26 protein-coding genes and 1 pseudogene are annotated in these 21,806 nt (G+C 73.8%); 17 read left to right on the top strand and 10 right to left on the bottom strand.

The annotated features are described in order from the left end of the window. The first annotated feature begins 2 nt into the window (after positions 1-2). Entirely contained in the window at positions 3-422 is a 420-nt protein-coding gene (locus VQH23_RS04260) for a hypothetical protein (protein ID WP_338664378.1), read from the top strand. A 94-nt stretch (positions 423-516) separates the two neighbouring features. Continuing rightward, positions 517-1,068 (top strand): DUF2059 domain-containing protein, encoded by a 552-nt coding sequence (locus tag VQH23_RS04255; protein WP_338664377.1) that lies wholly within the window; start codon positions 517-519, stop codon positions 1,066-1,068. A gap of 87 nt (positions 1,069-1,155) precedes the next feature. On the opposite strand, the gene VQH23_RS04250 is transcribed toward VQH23_RS04255, so the two are convergent. Then, the gene (locus VQH23_RS04250; protein ID WP_338664376.1) at positions 1,156-1,671 is read right to left on the bottom strand and encodes a hypothetical protein; all 516 of its coding nucleotides are present in this window, start codon (positions 1,669-1,671) and stop codon (positions 1,156-1,158) included. Positions 1,672-1,855: 184 nt separating this feature from the next. Between VQH23_RS04250 and VQH23_RS04245 the strand changes: the two genes are divergently transcribed. Beyond that, positions 1,856-2,308 carry a hypothetical protein gene (locus tag VQH23_RS04245; protein ID WP_338664375.1) on the top strand — a complete coding sequence of 151 codons (453 nt, stop codon included), beginning with the start codon at positions 1,856-1,858 and terminating at the stop codon, positions 2,306-2,308. Positions 2,309-2,314: 6 nt separating this feature from the next. Here VQH23_RS04245 and VQH23_RS04240 read toward each other — a convergent pair whose 3' ends face one another. From VQH23_RS04240 to VQH23_RS04225, 4 genes are all read right to left on the bottom strand, one after another. Further along, complete coding sequence (locus VQH23_RS04240; protein WP_338664374.1) at positions 2,315-2,911, bottom strand: hypothetical protein; 597 nt, start codon at positions 2,909-2,911, stop codon at positions 2,315-2,317. After that, entirely contained in the window at positions 2,908-3,189 is a 282-nt protein-coding gene (locus tag VQH23_RS04235; RefSeq protein WP_338664373.1) for a hypothetical protein, read from the bottom strand. The genes VQH23_RS04240 and VQH23_RS04235 overlap by 4 nt, the downstream gene beginning before the upstream one ends. Positions 3,190-3,191: 2 nt before the next feature. Next, a complete protein-coding gene (locus VQH23_RS04230) occupies positions 3,192-3,959 on the bottom strand; it encodes a hypothetical protein (protein WP_338664372.1) in 768 nt (255 codons plus the stop codon). A gap of 142 nt (positions 3,960-4,101) precedes the next feature. After that, positions 4,102-4,623: a DUF6428 family protein gene (locus VQH23_RS04225; RefSeq protein ID WP_338664371.1), complete on the bottom strand. Its 522-nt coding sequence runs from the start codon at positions 4,621-4,623 to the stop codon at positions 4,102-4,104. 43 nt (positions 4,624-4,666) lie between these two features. Between VQH23_RS04225 and VQH23_RS04220 the strand changes: the two genes are divergently transcribed. Genes VQH23_RS04220 through VQH23_RS04205 form a run of 4 tightly spaced genes read left to right on the top strand, consistent with a single transcriptional unit; the run spans position 4,667 to position 7,726 of the window. Beyond that, positions 4,667-5,023, top strand: coding sequence for a metalloregulator ArsR/SmtB family transcription factor (locus tag VQH23_RS04220; RefSeq protein WP_338664370.1), 357 nt, complete (start codon positions 4,667-4,669; stop codon positions 5,021-5,023). Next, positions 5,020-5,457 carry an arsenate reductase (glutaredoxin) gene (gene arsC, locus VQH23_RS04215; protein ID WP_338664369.1) on the top strand — a complete coding sequence of 146 codons (438 nt, stop codon included), beginning with the start codon at positions 5,020-5,022 and terminating at the stop codon, positions 5,455-5,457. The genes VQH23_RS04220 and arsC overlap by 4 nt, the downstream gene beginning before the upstream one ends. A gap of 47 nt (positions 5,458-5,504) precedes the next feature. Continuing rightward, positions 5,505-6,527, top strand: a complete 1,023-nt coding sequence (arsB, locus tag VQH23_RS04210) for an ACR3 family arsenite efflux transporter (RefSeq protein WP_338666053.1) — start codon at positions 5,505-5,507, stop codon at positions 6,525-6,527. Further along, the gene (locus VQH23_RS04205) at positions 6,524-7,726 is read left to right on the top strand and encodes an MFS transporter (RefSeq protein WP_338664368.1); all 1,203 of its coding nucleotides are present in this window, start codon (positions 6,524-6,526) and stop codon (positions 7,724-7,726) included. Before arsB ends, VQH23_RS04205 begins: the two co-directional genes overlap by 4 nt. Positions 7,727-7,795: 69 nt before the next feature. Here VQH23_RS04205 and VQH23_RS04200 read toward each other — a convergent pair. Beyond that, a pseudogene (locus VQH23_RS04200) lies at positions 7,796-8,236 on the bottom strand (GNAT family N-acetyltransferase); the annotation flags it as partial. 163 nt (positions 8,237-8,399) lie between these two features. Then, complete coding sequence (locus VQH23_RS04195) at positions 8,400-9,029, bottom strand: TetR/AcrR family transcriptional regulator (RefSeq protein ID WP_338664367.1); 630 nt, start codon at positions 9,027-9,029, stop codon at positions 8,400-8,402. Between the two features lie 105 nt (positions 9,030-9,134). Here VQH23_RS04195 and VQH23_RS04190 point away from each other — a divergent pair, with 105 nt between their 5' ends. The 3 genes from VQH23_RS04190 to VQH23_RS04180 all read left to right on the top strand — a co-directional run bounded on the left by VQH23_RS04190 (position 9,135) and on the right by VQH23_RS04180 (position 12,212). Continuing rightward, positions 9,135-10,142, top strand: coding sequence for a hypothetical protein (locus VQH23_RS04190; RefSeq protein WP_338664366.1), 1,008 nt, complete (start codon positions 9,135-9,137; stop codon positions 10,140-10,142). Then, the gene (locus tag VQH23_RS04185; RefSeq protein WP_338664365.1) at positions 10,142-11,359 is read left to right on the top strand and encodes an alpha/beta hydrolase; all 1,218 of its coding nucleotides are present in this window, start codon (positions 10,142-10,144) and stop codon (positions 11,357-11,359) included. Before VQH23_RS04190 ends, VQH23_RS04185 begins: the two co-directional genes overlap by 1 nt. A 133-nt stretch (positions 11,360-11,492) precedes the next feature. After that, positions 11,493-12,212 carry a hypothetical protein gene (locus tag VQH23_RS04180; RefSeq protein ID WP_338664364.1) on the top strand — a complete coding sequence of 240 codons (720 nt, stop codon included), beginning with the start codon at positions 11,493-11,495 and terminating at the stop codon, positions 12,210-12,212. A gap of 113 nt (positions 12,213-12,325) precedes the next feature. Here the strand turns inward: VQH23_RS04180 and VQH23_RS04175 are convergent, their stop codons facing one another. Together VQH23_RS04175 and creD are read right to left on the bottom strand one after the other, a co-directional pair. After that, positions 12,326-12,571 (bottom strand): hypothetical protein, encoded by a 246-nt coding sequence (locus VQH23_RS04175; RefSeq protein WP_338664363.1) that lies wholly within the window; start codon positions 12,569-12,571, stop codon positions 12,326-12,328. Positions 12,572-12,691: 120 nt separating this feature from the next. After that, a complete protein-coding gene (gene creD, locus VQH23_RS04170) occupies positions 12,692-14,080 on the bottom strand; it encodes a cell envelope integrity protein CreD (RefSeq protein WP_338664362.1) in 1,389 nt (462 codons plus the stop codon). 137 nt (positions 14,081-14,217) lie between these two features. On the opposite strand from creD, the gene VQH23_RS04165 reads away from it, so the two are divergent. The 4 genes from VQH23_RS04165 to VQH23_RS04150 all read left to right on the top strand — a co-directional run bounded on the left by VQH23_RS04165 (position 14,218) and on the right by VQH23_RS04150 (position 17,823). Next, entirely contained in the window at positions 14,218-14,922 is a 705-nt protein-coding gene (locus tag VQH23_RS04165; RefSeq protein ID WP_338664361.1) for a response regulator transcription factor, read from the top strand. A 134-nt stretch (positions 14,923-15,056) separates the two neighbouring features. Then, complete coding sequence (locus VQH23_RS04160; protein WP_338664360.1) at positions 15,057-15,515, top strand: hypothetical protein; 459 nt, start codon at positions 15,057-15,059, stop codon at positions 15,513-15,515. Positions 15,516-15,910: 395 nt separating this feature from the next. Continuing rightward, positions 15,911-16,249, top strand: coding sequence for a hypothetical protein (locus VQH23_RS04155; protein ID WP_338664359.1), 339 nt, complete (start codon positions 15,911-15,913; stop codon positions 16,247-16,249). 23 nt (positions 16,250-16,272) lie between these two features. Beyond that, on the top strand, positions 16,273-17,823 hold the full coding sequence (locus tag VQH23_RS04150) for a HAMP domain-containing sensor histidine kinase (protein ID WP_338664358.1): 1,551 nt from the start codon (positions 16,273-16,275) through the stop codon (positions 17,821-17,823). Between the two features lie 8 nt (positions 17,824-17,831). Here the strand turns inward: VQH23_RS04150 and VQH23_RS04145 are convergent, their stop codons facing one another. Further along, positions 17,832-18,317, bottom strand: a complete 486-nt coding sequence (locus tag VQH23_RS04145; protein WP_338664357.1) for an Lrp/AsnC family transcriptional regulator — start codon at positions 18,315-18,317, stop codon at positions 17,832-17,834. 115 nt (positions 18,318-18,432) lie between these two features. Between VQH23_RS04145 and hppD the strand changes: the two genes are divergently transcribed. The 3 genes from hppD (at position 18,433) to VQH23_RS04130 (ending at position 21,576) form a co-directional block, all read left to right on the top strand. After that, positions 18,433-19,548: a 4-hydroxyphenylpyruvate dioxygenase gene (gene hppD / locus VQH23_RS04140; RefSeq protein WP_338664356.1), complete on the top strand. Its 1,116-nt coding sequence runs from the start codon at positions 18,433-18,435 to the stop codon at positions 19,546-19,548. A gap of 67 nt (positions 19,549-19,615) precedes the next feature. Next, a complete protein-coding gene (gene dctP / locus VQH23_RS04135; protein ID WP_338664355.1) occupies positions 19,616-20,590 on the top strand; it encodes a TRAP transporter substrate-binding protein DctP in 975 nt (324 codons plus the stop codon). Between the two features lie 5 nt (positions 20,591-20,595). Continuing rightward, a complete protein-coding gene (locus VQH23_RS04130) occupies positions 20,596-21,576 on the top strand; it encodes a glutathione S-transferase family protein (protein WP_338664354.1) in 981 nt (326 codons plus the stop codon). Positions 21,577-21,806 lie beyond the last annotated feature (230 nt).

Raw genomic sequence — 21,806 nt, 5'->3', positions numbered from 1 at the left:
GCGTGCGCCGCGCCGCGGCCTGTGCTCTCGCGCTTCTCGTCGCCGGGCCGGCCGCGGCGCGCCTGCCCGGGCCGGTCTCGGAGGTGCGGATCACCGCGAACGGCGCGCGCGGCGACGACGTGAGCGGGGAGGAGACAGCGGCGCAGTGCGCCCGCTTCCGCCTGCGGCCGCGTGACGTGCGCGCCTACTTCGCCGCCGCGCGGCGCGTGGATGCGCGGGCCTATCACCACGACCTGGAGATGTCGCGCTGCCACGCGGCGGGAACCCTCACCCTGCCGGACGGGCGGCGCGGGACTTGGCGCATCGACCGGGAGCGGCGCGGGATCGTGCGGCTGGGGGATGGCGGGATCACCTATCTTCACTGCCCGCGCTGCGCGGCGCGGGGTTTCGAGCCCGTGCATGATCCGGAGCGGGACGGGTAGCGCCCCACGCCTTCGTTGCTTGCCCGGCCCATCCCCTTCGTTCAGAGGTCCGTCGCGGGACGCGACTCGCCGCCCGCCGTTCGGAGGTTCCGCCATGTCCTGGTCCCGCACCCTGCTCCTCGCCGCCGCGCTGGCGATCCCGGCGCTGCCCGGCGCCGCGCAGACACCGCCCGCCCGCCCCGCACCCGCCGCGCCGGCACCCGCAGCATCCACCCCGGCCGGCGATCCGGAGGCGCGCGCCGCCGCCCGGCAGCTGATGGACCTGACCGGCGCGACCGCGATGATGGACCAGGTGCTGGCCGGCATGCGCCCGCTGCTGGTGCAGGCGCTGCGGCAGCAATCGCCGCAGGTGCCGCAGGCGACGGTGGAGAAGGCGGTGGACGAGGTGCTGATCCCCGAGTTCCGCGCCCGGCTGCCCGAGGCCGCGGACGCCACCGTGGACCTCTACGTGCGGAACTTCACCGCCGCGGAGCTGCGCGAGGTGATCGCCTTCTACGGCACGCCCGTCGGCCGCAAGCTGCTGCAGGCGCTGCCGCAGCTGATGCAGCAGAGCGTGGCGGTGGGCCAGGCCTGGGGGCAGCGGGTGGCGCAGGAGGCGCTGACCAAGCACCGCGCCGCGCTGCGCGAGCGCGGCATCAACCTCTAGCGGCGTCGATCCCCGGGCCGGGCGCCTCGCGCCTGCCCGGGAGAACCAGGGGGGGAACCAGGGGGCGGCGCCCCCTGGTCCCGGGGATCAGAGGTTCTTCTCGAGGAGCTGCGTGATGGCCTGCGTGCGGTCCGCCACGTCGGCGGTGTTGGCGTAGGGGCGCCAGTTGATGCCGAGCGTGCCGTTCGCGAAGGTGAGCCCGTTCGGGTAGTTGGAGGCGGGGGCCGTCTTCTCGTCGTAGCGGATGTGGATTCGCTGCAGCTTCGCGCGCAGCGCGTCGCGGCCCATCGCGTCGGCGGTGATGGCGCGCAGCGCCGCCGTCAGCGGCTCGAAGATCGTCTTCCCGAAGTAGTCGTCGCGCGCGTAGTAGGGCGCGTCGCCGGGCAGGGTGAGCTGGTCCCACTCCACGTCCACCGGCACGGCGAAGCCGGCGGCCTGCTGAATCCCCTGCTCGATCGCCGGGTACTTCTCCTGGCGGTAGGCGGCGATGGCCCGGCGCTCCGCGAGGCCGATGCCCTGGGCACCGCTTCCCTGCGCCCGGACGAGCGCGGGCGTGAGGGCGAGTGCGGCCGCGAGGCCGAGGGTGCTGCGCCGTGTGGTCATCGCGATCTCCCGGTCGGCGCGGCGGCAGCGGCGATGCTGCCCGGCGCGCGCGGCGGGAATGGAGCCGTGCGGCGCCGTTCCGGCAAGGATGCCGGGCGTGACAATTGCGCGAGGCTTCCGCGGAATGAAAGAGAGGCGCGCCGGCGGCGTTGCGGGGCGCGGCGGGCGCGCCCTATGCGGGGGAATGCCGGAATCACGGGACACGCCGCGCCGCAGGCCTTACCGGCTGCTGCTGCTGATTCCGCTCGCGGTCCTGGCCGTGCTTCTCGCGCCCGAGGGGCGGCTGCGCTGCGACAGTCCCTGGGTGCGCGAGACGAGCCCGAACGGGGCCTGGACGCTGGAGCTGTGCCGGGTGCCGATGGTCTTCGCCATGCCCGGCAGCAGCAGCGACGCGCCGGGCTGGCTCGTGCTGCGCGACACGGAGGGGGCGATCCGGGGCGTGACCTGGCTCGACATGGTGCAGATCTACGGCAACAGCGGGCCGGCGGAGTGGAGGGGGAGCCTCGTCAGCGTGCCCCTGGCGGCGGAGCTGCCGCTGGTGCAGGCCTCCGGACCCCTGTCCCGCTGGTGGGAGGACCGGGTCTGGCGGCTGCGTGCCCTGCTCGGGGTTGTGGCGACGGACGCGGATTTCCGCTGAGGCCGCTCAACCTCCACCGCGGGCCCGGCGGGCCGACGGGTTGAAGGCGGCCGGGTTGAAGGCCGGCATTCCCTCCCCGCAGCGGATGCCGTCGATGCGCCAGGCGCCGCCGCGGCGGAGCAGGCGGTAGGTGGCGACGGGGGTGCGGCTCTCGCCGGGCGGGCGATAGGCGATGATGGCCTCGCCCGGCCGCGCGACCTGGGTCCGGTAGAGGTAGGTCTCGGCGCTGTCCTGGGCGCAGGTGAGCGGGACGAAGTCCAGGCCGCAGATCTCGCCCGGCCGGTACCGCCCGCCGCAGTTCCGGCGCAGCAGCGCCCGTTCCGTGCTGCGGATGGAGGCGAGGAGCGCCGGGGTGAGCGCGGCCGCGTAATCCACGGACGGGCGGAAGCCGCGGCGGCCTCTTCCCTCCAGCAGGTTGGAGAGCGGGTCGGGATCCGCGTCGGCGCGGCGGATGATGGCGTCCAGGGCCTGCTCCGCCTCGCTCGCCGGGGGGTGGAACGGGAGCTCCGGGCGCGTAGCCGAGGCGGTGCCGCCCTGGAGGAGGGTGGCGAGTCCCAGGAGGAATCCCGGGAGGAGGGCGGCGCGGAGGCGGTGCTGCGTCACTCGACCCGCGCCTCGTAGCGATCCAGCCGGGCGCGGGCGGCGGGGTTCCCCGCGTGGCGCCGCTTGAGGCGGGCCAGCTCCGCGTCCGTGCCGCGGCAGTTCCGGTCCAGCGCGCGGGCGATCTCGGCGGCGCGGGCGGGGTCGTCGGATTCCTCGCCGCGGAAGTGGTCGCAGCGGTCGCGCCGGGCGGTGAAGGCCGCCACGTCGCGCGGCAGCTCGGCGGCGGGTGCCGGGGTGGCGAGAAGGGCGAGGAGGGCGGCGGGGAGGAGGCGGATCATCGCTACGCCCCGCCGCAGAGGTGCTGGGAATCCGGCAGCGACCAGGAGGCGCGCGTCCGCAGGTTGGTGACGCTGTAGTAGCGCCCGCGGTCGTCGTTCGGCGGGCAGGCGCGCGGGATGACGGTGAGGCACATCACCACCCGGTCGCCGGGGCGGGAGGCGATGACGGCGTTCTCCCGGCTGTAGGAGACCTGGCGCAGGCCGTTGGCGAAGACGACGGAGGTGCCGGTGGAGAACTCGCCCGGTCCCTCGCCCTCCAGCCGCGCGCCGATGCCGGCGACGCGCGTGGTGGTGCAGGCGGCGAGGCGGGCGGGCGGGTCGTCGCTCTCGGGGGCCGCGCCCGCCGCCATCTCCGTCGCGCTGACCCAGTCCGGGAGGGGGAGGGTGGAGCCGAAGCGGCCGTAGCTCTCGATCCCGCCGGCATAGACGGCGAGGAGGCAGCCGCGCCGGGCGCCGCATTCCCGCCGGTCCGCCAGGATGCCGCGCGCCACCACGGCCATGCGCGGGGCCTCCTCCGGCGTCACGCCGGCCCGGGCCTGGCGGTTCGCCTGGCCCAGCAGGTCGTCCAGTTCGGAGAGCCGCGGGTCGGCGCAGACGGCGCGCTCGTCCGGGGCGGCGGCGCGGGCGCAGTCGAAGCTCGCGGCGCGGGCGGCCGAGGGGGCGATCAGGACGGTGGCAAGGGGGGCGGCGAGGGCGAGGAGCAGCGGGGCGAGGCGCAGCGGGGCGAGGCGCAGCGGGGCGGGGGCCGGCGGGGTGGGGGGCGGTCTCATCGGCGGCGGGCACCTCGGTCGAATCGGGGTCGCCGCATCCTCCGCCATCGCGGAGAGGGTTGTCAGGCCCGCCCGGCGATCATCATGGCGTGTGGGACGGGGCGGGGGCCACCCGCAGCCCTGCCGTGCCCGGCGCCGCCTGTCAGCAGCACCCGCTCAATGGCTTGCAGCAGGAGGCTGAGGCCTTGGCCTCCCCCTCCGCCCGGTGGCGCGGCTTGCAGATCGCCGGACGGGGCGCGAGCTCGATCACCGCGCCCGCCGCCTCGATCCGAACGGCCTCCACGTCGAAGACCTGCATGGGGCGGCCGGGCGGACCGATCTCGAAGGTGAGGCGGCTCTCCGCCCGCAGGGCGACCCGGGCAGTCACCTTCTCCAGGATAGAGAGGAACTTGGCGACCTCCATGTGGTCCGGCTTCTCGGCCGTAGCGGGCAGGTCCTCCACCTGCAGGATCGTCTCCTGCCAGGCGTCCGGGTTCCCGCCGCAGTCGAGGGTGACGAAGGACCCGGCCTTCACCTCAGTGACGTGATAGCCGGGCCCGGTCTGTTGCCCGTCATAGCGGATGGCGAGGCGGCGTTCGGCGTGGGGCCGCAGCGCGTCGAGGACGGCGCCCAGCGAGGCATCAGCCTGAAAGCCGATGGTCAGGGGCAGGGCAGGCGCGTTCATCTTCCCTCTTTTATCTCAACGTGTCTTGAGACATTAAGAGGCCATGGACGAAACGCAAGCACTCGATGCCCTCGGCGCCCTCGCCCAGGAGACCCGGCTGCGGATCGTGCGCCTGCTGGTCACGGCGGGACCGGACGGCATGGCGGCCGGTGCCATCGGCGAGGCCATGGGCGCCACCTCCTCGCGCCTGTCCTTCCACCTCACCCACCTCGAGGCGGCCGGGCTGGTGCAGTCGCGCCGGGACGGCCGCTCAATCCGGTACTCGGCTGTCTACGACGCCCTGTCCGGCCTCATCGCCTTCCTCATGCGGGACTGCTGCCAGGGCCACCCGGAGGTCTGCACCCCCGCGGTTGTCGCCCTCTCGGCCCGTGCCTGCCCCTCCCCGGAGCCCTCGGCATGACCGTCACGATCTTTCACAACCCGGCCTGCGGGACCTCCCGCAACGTGCTCGCCCTCATCCGCAACAGCGGTGAGGAGCCGGAGGTGGTCGAGTACCTGAAGACGCCGCCGACCCGGGAGGGGATGGCCGACCTCATCCGGCGCATGGGCGTGCCGGTCCGCGCCGTGCTGCGCGAGAAGGGCACGCCCTACGCGGAGTTGGGCCTCGGCGATCCGTCGCTGACCGACGACGCGCTGCTCGACGCGATGATGGCGCACCCCATCCTCATCAACCGCCCGATCGTCGTGACGCCCCTTGGCGTGCGGCTGTGCAGGCCGTCCGAGGCCGTCCTCGACATTCTGCCAAACCCGCAGCGCGGCGCCTTCTCCAAGGAGGACGGCGAGGCGGTGGTCGGCACGGACGGACAGCGCATCGCCAGGGTTCCGGGGGCGTGAGCGGGGCCGTGGAAGGCGAGGCCTCGATCAGGCGCCGCCGGGCGGCCATGGGCACCTTCGAGCGCTACCTGACGCTCTGGGTCGCGCTCTGCATCGTCACCGGCATCGCGCTCGGCGCGCTGCTGCCCGGCCCCTTCCGGGCGCTCGGCGGCATGGAGGTGGCCCGGGTCAACATCCCCGTCGCCCTGCTCATCTGGGCGATGATCGTGCCGATGCTGCTCCGGGTGGATTTCGCCGCCATGGGACAGGTCACCCGGCACTGGCGCGGCATCGCCGTCACGCTCGGCATCAACTGGCTGGTGAAGCCCTTCTCCATGGCGCTGCTGGGCTGGCTGTTCATCGGCTGGCTGTTCCGCCCCCTGCTGCCCGCCGCGCAGGTGGACAGCTACATCGCCGGGCTGATCCTGCTCGCCGCGGCGCCCTGCACCGCCATGGTCTTCGTGTGGTCCCGCCTGACGGACGGCGACGCCAACTTCACGCTCAGCCAGGTGGCGCTGAACGACGCGATCATGCTGGTGGCCTTCGCGCCGGTGGTCGGCCTGCTGCTCGGGCTGTCCGCCATCACGGTGCCCTGGGACACGCTGCTGCTCTCGGTCCTGCTCTACATCGTCCTGCCCCTCGTCGCGGCGCAGCTCTGGCGGCGGTCGCTGCTGGCCTCCGGCGGCGAGGCGGCGCTCGGGCGCGCGCTGAAGGCGCTGCACCCGGTGTCGCTGGTGGCCCTGCTGGCGACGCTGGTGCTGCTGTTCGGCTTCCAGGGCGAGCAGATCCTCGCGCAGCCGGGCGTCATCCTGCTGCTGGCCGTCCCGATCCTGATCCAGGTCTACTTCAATGCCGGGCTGGCCTACGTACTGAACCGGGGGTGCGGCTCGGCGCACAGCGTGGCCGGGCCGTCGGCTCTGATCGGCGCGTCCAACTTTTTCGAGCTGGCCGTCGCGGCCGCCATCGCCCTCTTCGGGTTCGAGAGCGGCGCCGCGCTGGCGACCGTGGTCGGCGTGCTGGTCGAGGTGCCCGTCATGCTCTCGGTGGTCCACATCGTGATGCGGACGAAGGGCTGGTACGAGCGCGCATGAGGGCCGCGGAACTGGCACGGCGCCGGGGGGTGGTCACCACCACCCTCGGGATCACGCAGACCCTGGCCTGGGGTTCCACCTACTACCTCCCGGCCGTCTTCGCGGACCCGGTCAGCGAGGCGCTGGGCGTGTCGCGCACGCTGTTCTTCGGGATCTTCTCCGGCGCGCTGCTGCTCTCCGGGCTGGTGGGGCCGGTCGCGGGGCGGCTGATCGACAGCCGTGGCGGCCGGGACGTGCTGGTGGCCTCCAACCTTCTCTTCGCGGCCGGGCTGGGGCTGCTGGCCATGGCTTCCGGGCCGGTGACGCTGGCCCTGGGCTGGGCGGTGGTCGGCATCGGCATGGGGTGCGGGCTCTATGAGGCCGCCTTCGCGACCGTCGCCGGCCTCTACGGGCGCGAGGCGCGCGGCGCGATCACCGGGATCACCCTTTTCGCCGGCTTCGCCAGCACGGTGGGGTGGCCCGCCAGCGCCTTCCTCATCGAGGCGCTGGGCTGGCGCGGCGCCCTTCTCGCCTGGGCCGTGCTGCACCTGGCGGTGGCGCTGCCGGTGAACCGCCTTCTCATCCCCGGGGTGCGGGCGGCCGGGCCCGCGGCGGGGCCGGCGGGTGGCGCGGCCCCGGCCGGTACGGCGCCGGGTGGCGTGCCCTGGACCATGGTCGTCCTGGCGGCCGTCTTCGCCGCGACCGCCTTCGTCTCCACCGCCATGGCCGCGCACCTGCCCCGGATCATCGAGGCGCTCGGGGCGGCCCCGGCCGCCGCGGTGTTCGCGGCCTCCCTGGTGGGGCCGGCGCAGGTGGCGGCCCGGCTGGCGGAGTTCGCGCTGCTGCGGCGGGCCTCGCCCCTTCTCACCGCCCGGCTGGCCGCCGGGCTGCACCCGGTGGGCGCGGCGCTGCTGGCGATCCTGGGGCCGGTGGCGGCGGTGCCCTTCGTGCTGCTGCACGGCGCCGGGAACGGGCTGCTGACCATCGCGCGGGGGACGCTGCCGCTGGCCCTGTTCGGCCCCGCCGGCTACGGGCTGCGGACGGGGCTGCTGGCGGCGCCGGCGCGGCTGCTGCAGGGCGGGGCGCCGCTGCTCTTCGCGCTGGTGCTGGATGCGCTGGGGCCGCGGGCCGCGCTGCTGCTGTCCGGGGCGCTCACGGCGGGGTCGCTGATCGCGCTGCTGGCGCTCGCGGGGCGGACCCGCGATCCGGAAAGGGGGTGACGGTGGCGATGCCGAAGGCCGGAAGGACCGGGCGCGCGGGCCGTGACGATGCGGCGGGCCGGGTCCTGCTCACCGGGGAAGCGGAACTTCCTGCGACGCGAGGCGGTGCATCAGCATCGCCCGGCTCCACCGGGTGTCCAGCGGTCCGCCGGCGGTCACGAACCCCGCGCGGGAGAAGGCGCGGCGGGCAGGCCAGTTGTCGGGATGGGGGTCGATGCCGACGGCGGGCACGCCAAGGCCGAAGAGGCGGTCCACGTGCTGCCGCACGATCCTGGCGCCATGGCCCTGATGCAGGGCTTCGCGCGGCCCGATATAGACGTCCATTCCGCGCGATCCAGGCGGCAGGTAGTCGAAGTGGTGGGGCGGCCAGTCCGCGACGGCGTAGTCCTGGATGAAGGCCAGGGGGATGAACGCAAGGGGCTGGCCGGTTCCGGCGATCCACATCGCGACGCAGGGCTCGCGCAGCGTCTCCGCCTCGGGCTCGACTTCCGGCGGGCCCCACCAGCGGCGAACATGGGCCTGCCGCCGCTAGGCCGTGAGCAGAGGCAGGTCGGATTCGTCCACTGGGCGGATAAGGTAGGCGTCTACCATCGGGGCATCGTGTCCCACGTGATCGCGGCCGGGAGAGGCCGGGCGGACCCCGCTCCCGAGAGAGGGACGACGGGCGGCCCCGTCATCCCGGCGGGGTGCGCAGCCCGCCCTCGATCATCGACGCGAAGGCGCGGACGGCCTCGGCCTCGGTGAGGCTGCCGCGCACCAGCGCGGCCGAGAGCGCCTCGCCCGCGCCGACCAGGCCGATGCAGCGCCGCTCCAGCTCGGCCGGCGGCAGGGTGCTGTGGGGGCTGAGGACCGAGACGAACATGCGGACGCAGTTGTCGAGCAGCTCCTGGAAGACCGCGGCCTTCTCCTCGCTGCCGGCCAGCGCGGCGCCGACGGCGTGGAACTCGTCCGTCCTGTCGGCGGCGCAGTGGATGTAGGCGTCCGCCAGCAACCGGACGCATTCCCCGAGGCTGCGCTCGCCGACCGCCATCGCGTCCCGGAAGGCGTTCACCCGCTCCGTGTCGATCCATCGGTAGAGCTCGATCAGCAGGCCGGACCGCGTGCCGAAATGGTCGTAGGCCACGGGCTTGGAGACCCCGGCGCGCGCGGCGAGGTGGCCGAGGGTGAGCCGGTCCGCCCCTTCCTCCCGCACGATGAGGAGCGCCGTGTCCAGCAGCTGGCGCCGCCGGTCGGCCTTCGAGAGCCTGCGCGGGGCCGCGCGCCCGGCCGCGCCTTCCCGGCCGCCCACGCCGTCGCCCCTCACGCCGTCACCTCGCACGTCGCCACCGTCTTGCATAACCTACCAAGAGTAGCCAACTGGGCTTCCTACCAATGGTAGGTTGGTATCCCGAGGAGAGGAGGCTTGGCAATGACGGACGCTCCCATTCTGCTCATGGGCGGTTCCGGTTCCATCGGCCGCTGGACGGCGCGGTTCCTGCGCGAGACGCATCCGGACCTGCCGCTGCTGATCGGCGGGCGGGACCTCGCGAAGGCGGAGAAGGCGGCGGCGGAGATCGGCGGCGCGGAGGGCGCGGCGCTCGACCTCGACGCGGACGACCTCGGCCTCGGCGGGCGGCCGGTCCGGGCCGTCGGCGTCCTCTTCTCGGACGAGAGGATCGCGGGGCTCCGCTTCGCGCAGGCGCGCGGCGTGCCGCATCTCAGCATCTCCTCCGGCGTGTACGAGATCGCGCCCGAGGTCGCGGCCTTCATGCACCGGCCGGGCGCCGCGCCGGTCGTCCTCGGCTACGAGTGGCTGGTGGGCGCGACGACGGTACCCGCGCTCGGCCTCGCCAGGGCCTTCGGGCGGGTCGAGAGGATCGCCATCGGCGCGCTGGTCGACGAGGAGGACAGCGGCGGCCCGGCGGTGGCCGAGGATTTCGAGCGGCTGAACAGCACGCTCCCCGCCGCGCTCACGCGGCGCGGCGGCCGCTATGTCTGGCGCGCGGGCGAGGACGCCAAGGCGGGGTTCCGCGCCGTCGACGGCACCGCGGTGGAGGCCACCGGCTTCTCCTCGATCGACGTTGTCGGGCTCGCCACGGCGACCGGCGCGCCGGACGTGATGTTCAACCTGGCCACCGGGGTGAGTTCCAGCCGCCGCCGGGGCGGGCCGATGTCCACCGAGATCGTCATCGAGCTCGCCGGGACGGACCATGCGGGCCGGGCGCTCCGCACCTGCCACGCGGTGGTGCATCGCGGGGGATCGGCGCCGCTGACGGGGATGGGGGTCGCGATGATCCTCGAGCGGCTCGTCGGGCTCGACGGGCGTCCGGCGACGCCGGCCGGGCTCTACTTTCCCTACCAGCTGCTCGACCACGACGCCTACCTCGCCCGCCTGGAGGCGAGCGGCGGCGAGGTGCTGGCGCTGGAGGCGCCGTGATGCGGGAGGCCAAGCTTCGCCCCGGCACCGCCGGGGAGGGCGGCCGGCCGGTGGCGGCCGCGCCCGGTGCGGGGGCGGGGATGGCCGGCTTTTCCCGGCGGGCGCTGCTCGCCGGTTCCGCCGCGGCCGCCATGGCCCCCCTGCTGCCCGCCGTGATCCCGGCCGCCGCCGCGCAGACGGCCGTCATGCCGCCCTTCCGCATGATCAGGGCCAACGGCATCAACCTGGCGGTGCACGAGGCGGGTTCCGGCCCGGCGGTGGTGCTGCTGCACGGGTTTCCCGGGCTGGCCTTCACCTGGCGCCACCAGATCCCGGCCCTCGTTGCCGCGGGCTACCGCGTCATCGTGCCCGACCTTCGCGGCTACGGGCGGAGCGACGCGCCGGGGGCGGTGGAGGATTACGGCATCGCCCGGCTGACGGGGGACCTGGTGGGCCTGCTGGACGCGCTCGGCCTCGGGAGGGCGGTGTTCATGGGGCATGACTGGGGCGGGCTGCTCGCCTGGCAGATGGCGATCCTGCACCCCGGGCGCGTGGCCGGGGTGATCGGGGTGAACACGCCGCACATCCCGCACTGGATGCTGTGGCTGCACCCCGACATCGTCGCGGCCGCTTCCCCGGAAAAGCGGGGCTTCGTGGCCGATCCGGCCGTCGATCCAATCCTGCAGATGCGCGGGGTCTACAGCCCCGGCATGTACGTGCTGATGTTCCAGGACGGGACGGTGGCGGACGAGGTGATGAACCGGGACCCGCGCGGCGCGCTGCGGAATTCCTACCGCAAGGATCTCGGCACGCCGGCCGAGTGGGACCGGCTGCCGCGGGCGGTCGCGAACATGGAGTATTACGGGCAGCCCGTGCCGGAGAGGCTGAATGAACGGCTACCTGGGCGCGACGTGCTGAGCGCGGGGGAGCTGGACGTCTACGCGGCGCAGTTCGCGCGCACGGGGTTCACGCCGGCCATCAACTGGTACCGGAACATCTCGGCGAACTGGCGGGAGGGGCGCGGGGTGGACCAGACGGTGCGCGTGCCGTCCCTGATGGTCTCGGCGGCCAACGACGTGGTGCTCAGGCCGAGCATGGCGGAGGGGATGGAGGCCCATGTGCCGGAGCTGGAGAGGCACGTCGTGGCGGATTGCTGGCACTGGACGCCGGAGGAGAGGCCGGAGGAGCTGAACCGGCTGGCGGTTTCCTGGCTGCGGCGGCGCTTCCCGCCGGGGTAGGGCGGGGCGCGGCTCCCGGCCGCTGGGCCGTGCCGGCGGGTGTTGCGCGGGTGGCGGGCGCCTGCGGCCGTGGACAGGACCGGCCGCATCGGGTGGAAAGCGGCGATGGGGCACGCGAGGATGGGTCCGGACGATGAGAAGCTACCTTCCCAGCCTGCGCCTGGCCGCTGACGGTGCCGGGCCGGTCCTGCGGGCCAAGTTCGGCGGGCTGCCCTGGGGCGTGCCGCCGCAGCGCTGGCCCGCGTGCCGGGAGTGCGGACACCCCATGAGCTGCCTTGCCCAGATCCCGGTGCGCGGCCACCTCGATCGGGCCGGGCCGCTGGCCGGACGCCCTGACCTGGCCCGCAAGGTGCTGCACGTGTTCACCTGCGAACGGCTGACGATCTGTGACTTCTGGGATCCCCGGAGCGGCGCGAACGCGGCCTTCTTCCTGGATGAGGGGGAGCTTCGGCCGGAGGGGGCCGCGCCGGCCGGCCCGATCGTGTCCGTTCTGCCGGAGGTCTGGATCGAGGGCTGGGCGCCGCATGACGACCCGGTTCCGGAGGAGGCGGCCGACAGCTTCACCGACGACGAGCGGTTCTACGCGCTGCCAGAGGAATGGCAGTTCCCGCACGACTTCGACACGGCCCTGCGGACCAAGCTGGGCGGCGTGCCCTACTGGACCGGCAACGGGCCCTTGAGCCCGCCACGGCCGCCGTTCCGCTTCATGCTGGAGGTGGACAAGTGGCTGACGCTCCCGGAGCTTGCCGAGGGCATGGTCGAGTTGGGCAACTTCTGCTCGGACGGGACGGGCTTCGTGTTCGTGGACCCTGACTCCGAGGAGTTGCCCGCCTTGTTCCTGATCAACCGCTGAGAGGCCCGCGGGCCGACCGAGCCGCGCGAGTAGCCGCCCAGGGCCGAACCCGGCACCTCCGCCGGGCGGCATTCCGCTGCCTCTTCGGCCGGCGGTCAGATCCGTGACACCCCTCAGCCTTCCGCGCCGCGGTCCGGCGGCGCCGGCCGCCACCGCGGGGGCTGCTCCACCGGCCGCGGCGGGTCTCCGGCGACGACCTGCCGTGCGCCCGGCTGCTCCGTCTCCGGCGGGGCCTCCTCCGCCGGGCGCCTGCCGGAGGGGAGGAGCGAGAGCGGGTCGACGACGAGGCTGACGAGGGCGCCAAGGGCCCTGAGCAGCCAGGTGAGGCCGCCCCAGGCGGCGGCGAGGATCATGTCCATCGGCGGAGGAGATGGGGGGCGCCCCTCACGGCCGCCATCCCCCGCGCCGTCCGGCACGGGGGATGGGGATCGGGGCGCCCGCGGCGCCCCTTTCGGCGCCGCGTCGCCTCAAGTGGCGCCCTACTCCCCCGCCCAGTCCACGCGGCGGGTGACGGCCATCACCACCGAGAGGGCGGCGAAGAGGGCGACGGCCCCGGCCAGCAGGGCGTAGGCCTCGAGGCTCAGCACCACGTAGAGGAAGCCGAAGAGCCCGCCGAGGATGCCGGCGAAGAGCCCGGCCAGCGCCGCCCGCCGCGTGACCGCCGCGGTGTAGGCGGAGGCCTGCGCCACCACCGCCGCGGTGCTGATCGCGTAGGCCGCGGCGAAGCCCAGCGGCTCCCCGAAGGCCAGCAGCAGCAGGGGGAAGAGCACGACTGAGAGGCCGAGCAGGCCGTACTGCACGAGGTGGATCCGCACGCCCGCCACCAGCTCGAACAGCACGTAGGTGAGGAAGGCCAGCGCCAGGAACATCGCGGCGTATTTCGAGGCGCGGGTGACCATGCGGTAGGTCGGCACCGCCTCCAGCAGGTCCACGCCGACCTGCGTGGCCTGACCTGTCAGGCCCTGGCACCAGCTCGTCCCGAGGTGCCGCACCAGGGGCTGGCCCGTGCCCTCCTGCCAGTTCGCGGTGAAGGCGCTCTCCGTCACGTCGGAGCGCACGGGCAGGCCGGCGCCTGTGAAGCTCGGCGTGGGCCAGGGCGCGGTGACGGAGAGCTCCGCCCGGCGCGCGAGCGGCAGCAGGCCGAAGCTGCCGGTGCCGCGCATGGAGAGGGCGCCGGTGACCTCCAGGGTGCGGCCGGGTTCCGGCGGGCCTTCCAGGCCCAGATCCCAGCGGACCAGCTCCGTCCCGAAGCAGTTGGCGTCCGGTGCGTCGCGCGCCGCCAGCTCGCGCCCGTCCGCGGAGAGGCGGGCGCCGGCGGCGGCGGAGCGGAGGTCGCTGGCGCCGGTGACGAGGAAGGCCTCCCGCCACAGCAGTTCCGTGTTCGCCTCCGCGGTGATGGCCGGCACGGCGAGGGTGGCGGTGAGGGCGACCTCCGCGTCGTAGACCACCGCCTCGAAGAGGCCGCGCTTGCGGCGCGCCGGCGCCAGCCGGGCTTCCGCGCCCAGCCGAGTGGGCAGCACGGCGACCGCGCCGCGATCCCAGCGCAGCGGCCCGACCTCGCCCACGGCGCGGGGGGCGGGGGCGCGGGTGGGCACCACCAGCACGGGGCCGAGGACGGACTGGGCCGGGCCCCAGCTGCGCGCGATGCCCTCCCGCACCTGCTCCTGGTAGGATTGGCGCTCCTCGATCACGCCCTCGATCATGAAGTGGGGCAGCAGCAGCACCAGCAGCAGCCCGCCGACGAGGGCGAGCTTGCCCGCGCGGCCCAGCCGCAGGGGCGGGCGGGGCGGGGTGGCGCCAGAGGGGGTGGCAGAGGGGGTGGCAGAGGGGGTGGCAGGGGAGGGGGTGGGGTGGGGGATGTCGCTCACGGTCTTGGCCTCCGGGGATGAGGCGGCCATCCTCGCGGCCCGCCGTGCCTCCCGGATGGCGCGGGCGGGGAAAGGCGGTGCCGGGGCTGTGCAATTCCGGTGCAGACGGGTCCGGTGCAGACGGGTTGGGGAGGGTCATGCCGCGCGTCCTGATCGTGGATGACGACCCGGCGATCCGGGACGTGGTGCGCTTCGCCCTCTCCCGCGAGGGCTACGCCACGCTGGAGGCGGGGGACGGCGCGGCCGGGCTGGCCGCCGCGCGGGAGGCGCTGCCGGACCTGATCGTGCTGGACGTGATGCTGCCGGAGATGGACGGCACGGAGATGTGCCGCGCGCTGCGCGCCTCCGGCGGGGCGGCGGCGGCCATTCCCGTGCTGTTCCTCTCCTCCCGCGACGACGAGGTGGACCGGGTGGTGGGGCTGGAGATCGGCGGGGACGACTACCTGACTAAGCCTTTCAGCCCGCGGGAGCTGGTGGCGCGGGTGCGGGCGGTGCTGCGGCGCGGGGCGCCGGTCCCGCCCGCCGCGCCGGTGCCGGCGGACGAGGCGCTGCGGCACGGCCGGCTGGCGCTCGATCCCGGCACGGCGCGGGTGACCTGGGACGGGCGGGAGGTGGTGCTGACCGCGACGGAGTTCGGGCTGCTGCGCACGCTGATGCGCCGCCCCGGGCGCGTGCTGAACCGCGACGCGCTGATGGACGGCGCCTACACGGTGGAGCGCGTGGTGTCCGACCGCACCATCGACAGCCACGTGCGGCGGCTGCGCGCGAAGTTCGCCGCGCTCGGCGCCGCGCCGGTGGAGACGCTGCCGGGGTTCGGCTACCGGCTCGGGCCGTGCGACTAGGGCGCGATGACATTTGGCTGCTTCGCCAAATGTCTGAATCGCGCGTTCGGCAGAGGCTGGAGCGGGGTGGCTGAGCGAATGCGATGTCATCCCGCTCTAGGGCGCCCGGGCGTGCGGGCCGAGCCGGAGGATGGATGATGGGACAGGCATACGGGCGCGCGCTGGCGGCCTGCGGCATCCTGGGGCACGCCCTGGCCGGCGCGCCCGCCCTGGCGGCGCCCGCGCCCGAGCTGGCATCCACCGCCCTATACGCCAGGACCGTGCAGGGGTGCGAGGCCGTGGACCTGGCGACGTGGAGGCACCCGGTGCGGGAGGTGCTGCTGGCGGCCCGGGCGCAAATCGTGAAGGTGGAGCTGTGCAACGGGCGGCGTTTCCCGGTGCTGACGGTGGCGCTGCCCTACGCCGTGGATGGCGGCGCCGACCGGTACTTCGGCCGGCTGTACGCGGGCCTTGCCGATGCCAACGGGTTCTGGCCCTTCGCCCTGGTGGACATGGCGAACGGCGTGGTGATCACCGTGGAGGTCGAGCGGGCCAGCCGCACCGTCTCCCCCGCCTACGAGGACTTCCGCGTGCCGGACGGCGCGGCGCGGTGAGGGGCGTGAGCGGTTGCCGGCGGGTCCTGTCCTGCGGTTGCGGGACCGGAGAGGGCGCCGCCCTCTCCGGACCTCACCCGCCAAGGGCCTGAGGCCCTTGGAACCCCAGGGGGCTGCCGCGGGATTGAACGGAACCGGTGCGCCGAGGCCTGGGCGCCTCATCCCGCCCTTGCAGTCGCCTCGGGTCATCGACCCGAGGCGCACCTTCAACGAAGGATCTCCAACTCGAAGAAGAAGATGATGGTGGGAGGTCCGGAGGGAGGAAGAATTCCTTCTTCCTCCCTCTGGCCACGGCGGGCCGGCGAGGAACCGGGCGGAGGCCCCGCCGGTTGCCCGTTCCCCGGCCCCGCTGCACTCTCCGGGCGCCGGGGATCCGGCATCGTGGAGGTGGTCGCGTGATCCTGTTCTGGAACGGCCGTGGCCACTGGGTGATCTTCATCGCCGCGGCGGCGATGTTCCTGCCGTTGATCGTGCTGCGGCAGGTGGACGGGCCGGAGGTGGATCGGGGCGTCGCCATCACCATGGGGATCGCGGCGGTCGCCACCCTCGTGCTCGGGCTGCGCTGGAACCGGGGCGGGCCGACGCGGCACTCCTTCTGGGGCGTGCCCGTGCAGGTCTGGGCGGCGCCGATGCTTCTCTTCTCCGTGCTGCTGGGCACGGGGACGATCACCACGGCGGAGGAGCCGCGCGGGGAGCGCCGGCCCGCCCTCTCCGCCGAGGGGCCGCCGAAGTAGGGGGCGCTGCGGTTTCGCCTGTCATGCGCCCGTTCCGGCGGCCGCGGCTGCGGACGCTGCTGCTGCTGAGCAACCTCGTCGTGCTGGTGCTGCCGGTCACGGGGTTCTGGGCGCTGCGGCTCTACGAGAGCGCGCTGGTGCGGCAGACCGAGACGGAGCTGCGCGCCCAGGCCGCCGTGCTCGCCGGGGCGTGGCGCGCGGCGCGGGGCATTGCGCCGGAGAGCCTTGCGGACGGGCTGACGACGCGCGCGCTGGAGACGGCGCGGCGGCGCGGGCTGGACCTGGCGCACGACACCGTGCTGCCGCTGGCGCCCGATCCGCGGCCCGGCCCGCCGCCCGTGGCTGAGGCCGCCTGGGCCGGTGCGCGCCTGCTGCCGGTTCTGCGCGACACCCAGGCCGTGACGCTGGCGGCGCTGCGGCTGCTCGATGCCTCGGGCGTGGTGGTGGCCTCCACCGGGGCGGATACGGGGCTTTCGCTGGCGGGGCTGGAGGAGGTGGAGGCGGCGCGGTCGGGGCGGCCCCTGGCGGTGCTGCGCCGGCGGGAGAAGATCGCGACCGACGTTCCCGGCGGCATCAGCCGCACGGCCGGGCTGCGCGTCCACCTCGCCATGCCCGTGCTGGACGGGGAGAGGGTGGACGCGGTCGTCCTTCTCTCCCGCACGCCGTCCACCGTGACGCAGACGGTGTCCGGCAAGGTGCCGGAGATCGCGGCGGTGGCGCTGCTGCTTCTGCTGCTGGTGGCCGCGCTCGCGGCGCTTGCCTCGCGCCTCATCACCCGGCCGCTGGACGCGGTGGTGCGCGCGGCGCGGCAGGTGGCGGCCGGCGGCTCGGCCCGGCTGCCGGCCGTGCCCGGCACGGCCGTGCGGGAGGCGGCGGAGCTGTCGGACGCCATCGCGCGCATGACCGCGACGCTGGAGGGGCGCGCGACCTATGTGCGCGGGCTGGCCGCCCATGTCAGCCACGAGTTCAAGACGCCGCTGGCCGCCATGCGCGGCGCGGCGGAGCTGCTGGCGGAGCACGGGGAGGCGATGTCGGCCGCGGAGCGGGCGCGCTTCGCGGCCACGATCGAGGAGGGGGTGGCGCGGCTGGACCGGCTGGTGAGCGGCCTTCTTGCCCTGGCCCGCGCCGACATGGCGGCGGCGGGCGGGCGCGCCGACCTGCGGCCCCTGGCGGAGGCGGCGGCCGCCCGGCATCCGGGGCTGCGCGTGGCCGTCTCGGGCGAGGCGGAGGCGGCCATCGCGCCGCAGGCGGCGGCGACGGTGCTGGACAGCCTGCTCGGCAACGCGCTGGTCCATGCCGGGCCGGGCACGGCGGTGGCGATCGGGCTGCAGCAGGACGGCGCGACGGCGGTGATGACCGTCTCCGACGACGGCCCCGGCCTTTCCCCCGCCAATGCGGCGCGGGCCTTCGACCCCTTCTTCACCACGGCGCGGGAGAGGGGCGGGACCGGGCTGGGGCTGGCCATCGCGCGGTCCCTGGTGGAGGGGGCGGGCGGGCGGATCGAGCTGCTGGCCGCTGAGCGGGGCGCGCGCTTCCGGATCGTGCTGGCGCGGGCGATGCCGGAGGCGGGCTGAGCCCCGGGTTACCGCCGGAGGCCGGAGAGCGGTAGGCGGCCGGATTCCTTCAGCCGATCCAGCACGATGGAGGAGCGGACGCGGGCCACGCTCTCATGCGGCAGGAGCACGTCGTTCACGAGGGCGGAGAGGTCCTTCAGGTCGCCCACCACGGCCTTGAGGAGGTAGTCGGCGTCGCCGGTCATGGCGTAGGCCTCCTGCACCTCCTCCAGCCGGGCGACGAGCTCGCGGAAGCGCTGGGCGTTGTCGCGGCTGTGGGTGGCCAGCGTGACCTGCACGAAGACAAGGAGGCGCAGGCCGAGCGGTTCGGCCGCCAGCTCCGCCCGGTAGCCGCGGATGATCCCCGCCGCTTCCAGCGCGGTGCGGCGGCGGGAGCACTGGGAGGGGGAGAGGCCGGCGCGGTCGCCGAGCTGCTGGTTCGTGAGCCGCCCGTCCTCCTGCAGGGCCGCGAGGAGGCGGAGGTCGATGGCGTCGAGTTCGACGGCTTCTTGCATGGGGAGAGTCTAGCACGCACGGAACGTGCAAGGGCAGGCGTTTCGCCTCGCAGTTCGCACGCAACTTGCGGGGGACGCGCGGTAGGCTCCTCCCATAATCCTTGAGGAGGCTTCCATGGGTCCGTTCCCCCACGACGCGCCGCGCGCGGTGGTCACCGAGCACAACCCGGCCGGCACGGACGGCTTCGCCTTCGTCGAGTACGCGAGCCCGGAGCCGGAGAAGCTGCACGCCCTGTTCGAGAGGATGGGCTTCAAGGCGGTCGCGAAGCACCGCACCAAGAAGAGCACCCTGTATCGCCAGGGCGACATCAACTACCTGCTGACGGAGGAGCCCGGCTCCCACGCGCAGGCGTTCACGAAGGATCACGGGCCCTGCGTGCCCTCCATGGGCTTTCGCGTTGTGGACGCGCAGCACGCCTTCGACCACGCGGTGAAGAACGGCGCAGAGCCGGCCACCGAGGGCAAGACGATGGACGTGCCGGCTATCAAGGGCATCGGTGGGTCCTATCTCTACTTCATCGACAGGTACGGCGAGGGGCGGTCCTGCTACGACGCCGAGTTCATGTGGCTGGGCGAGCGCGATCCCTGGCCGGCGGGCGCGGGGCTGTATTACATCGACCACCTGACGCACAACGTGTTTCGCGGCCGGATGGACTACTGGTACGACTTCTACAACCGCATCTTCAACTTCCGGCAGATCCGCTACTTCGACATCAAGGGCGAGTACACCGGCCTCTTCTCCCGCGCGCTCACCTCCCCCGATGGCCGCATCCGCATCCCGCTGAACGAGAGCGCGGATGACGAGAGCCAGATCGAGGAGTACCTGCGCGAGTACAAGGGCGAGGGCATCCAGCACGTCGCCTGCGGCTGCGACGACATCTACGGCACGATCGAGGGGCTGCGCGAGGCCGGGCTGAACTTCATGCCGGCGCCTCCGGAGACCTATTACGAGCGCGTGGATGCGCGCCTGCCCGGCCATGGCGAGGATCTGGTGCGGCTGAAGAAGAACGGCATCCTGGTGGATGGCGAGGGCGTGGTGGAGGACCGCAAGGCGCGGCTGCTGCTGCAGATCTTCTCCGCCAACGTGATCGGGCCGGTGTTCTTCGAGTTCATCGAGCGCAAGGGCGATGACGGCTTCGGCGAGGGCAACTTCCGCGCCCTGTTCGAGAGCATCGAGGAGGACCAGGTGCGCCGCGGCGTGATCGGCGGCAACAAGGCGGCCGCGGAGTAGCCCGAGGGGCGGCTTGCGGCGCGGCGGCGCCGGGCAGGATACTCCGGGCGAACCGGAGGTCCCCCCGATGCCGACGCGCCGTACCCTTCTCTCCCTGTTGCCTGCCGCGGGGCTGGCGGGCACCGCCCGCGCGGCGGAATCCTGGCGCATCGTCACCGAGTATCCGGCGAACGCCATGCCGGGCGAGGGCATCGCCCGCTTCGCGGAGGGCGCGACGCGTCTCTCCGGCGGCGCGCTCCTCGTGACGCCGGGTTTCGACGCGCCGGACGGGCTGCGCTCCGCCGCGATGATCCGCGCCGCCGCGGATGGGCGCGTGCAGGCGGCCGATGCCTTCACCGGTGCCCTGGCGGGCGAGGCGCCGATCTTCCAGCTCTCCGCTCTCCCTTTCCTCACCGCCTCCGCCGAGGACACGGCGCGGCTGCTGCGCGCGGCGCGCCCGGCCTACGCGGCGGCGCTGGAGGCGCGCGGTGTCACCTTGCTCTACGCCACGCCCTGGCCCGCCACCGGCCTCTGGTCCCGCAACCCTGTCTCCGGAGCGGAGGCGCTGCGCGGGCTGAAGGTCCGCACCTATGACGCGGCGAGCACGGCGGCGATGCGGAACGCGGGCGCGGAACCCGCGCAGATCTCCTTCGCCGATGCGCTGCCCCGGCTGAGGGCAGGGGAGATGGATGCGGTGATGTCCTCCGGCGATGGCGGAGCGGGGGCACGGCTGTGGGAGATCCTGCCGCACTTCACCGTGCTGGACTACGCCTCTCCCCTCAGCCTCGCCTTCTGCAACACGGCCGAGCTGCGGGCTCTGCCCAAGCCCGTGCAGGACCATGTGGAGCAGGCCGCGCGGGAGACGGAGGCGCGGCAGTTCCAGGCCATCGCCACGCGGCTGGCGGAGAACGAGGCGCGGATGCGCGCGAACGGCGTGACGATGGCGGGCGGCGCCCCGCTGCGCGCCGCTCTCACGGCCGCCGCCGCGCCCGTGGTGGCGGATTGGACATCGCGTGCCGGCGCCGAGGGTGCGGCGATCCTCAACAGTTACCGGGCGGGCTGAAGGTCATGGGACTTCTCGTGGACGGCCGGTGGCAGGACCAGTGGTACGACACCAAGGCGACGGGCGGGCGCTTCGTCCGCAAGGACAGCGCCTACCGCAACTGGGTCACCGCGGACGGCAGCCCCGGGCCGAGCGGGGAGGGCGGCTTCCCCGCCGACCCCGGGCGCTATCATCTCTACGTCTCGCTCGCCTGCCCCTGGGCGCATCGGGCGCTGATCATGCGCACGCGCAAGGGGCTGGAGGGGATGATCGGGCTCTCCGTCGTCCACTGGCGGATGCAGGAGAACGGCTGGACCTTCGAGGAGGGGCCAGGCGTGATCCCCGACCCCGTGAACCACGCGCGGTTCCTGCACCAGGTCTATACGGCGGCCGACCCGCGCTACACCGGGCGCGTGACGGTGCCGGTGCTGTGGGACAAGGCGCGCGGCACGATCGTGAACAACGAATCCGCCGAGATCATCCGCATGCTGGACCACGCCTTCGACGGCGTGGGCGCGAGGCCCGGCGACCACTGCCCGGAGGCGCTGCGGGCGGAGATCGACGCGATGAATGCCGGCATCTACGACGCGGTGAACAACGGCGTGTACAAGGCCGGCTTCGCGACGCGGCAGGAGGCCTATGAGGAGGCGGCGCGGGCGCTGTTCGCGAAACTGGACGAGCTGGACGCGCATCTCGCCACGCGGCGCTACCTCGTCGGCAACGTGCTGACGGAGGCGGATGTCCGGCTGTTCACGACACTGGTGCGCTTCGACCCCGTCTATCACGGGCACTTCAAGTGCAACCTGCGGCGGATCGCGGATTACCCCGCGCTGTTCCCGTACCTGCGCGACCTGTTCCAGTCTCCGGGCTTCGGGGAGACCTGCGATTTCACGCACATGAAGCGGCACTACTACGAGAGCCACCCGACGGTGAACCCGACGAGGATCGTGCCGATCGGGCCGGAGCAGGATCTCTCCGCGCCGCATGGGCGGGAGGCGTTGGGGTGACGGAGGGGCTTTGCCCCTGCACCCCACCGGGGGGCAAACGTGCCCCCCGGACCCCGCGATCGGGCTGCCGCGGGGACTGACCTGGGCTGGTGCGCGTTGGGGCGGGCTGGTTCGGCCCTTGCAGTCGCCTCGGGTCGTGGACCCGAGGCGCACCGTCAGCAGGATGATTCCGATTTCCAGAAGAAGATGATGATGAGGGGTCCGGGGAGAGGAAGAATTCCTTCTTCCTC

It is taken from the genome of Pararoseomonas sp. SCSIO 73927, from assembly GCF_037040815.1.
Lineage (GTDB): Bacteria > Pseudomonadota > Alphaproteobacteria > Acetobacterales > Acetobacteraceae > Roseomonas.
This window is presented reverse-complemented; position numbering and strand designations above follow the sequence as displayed.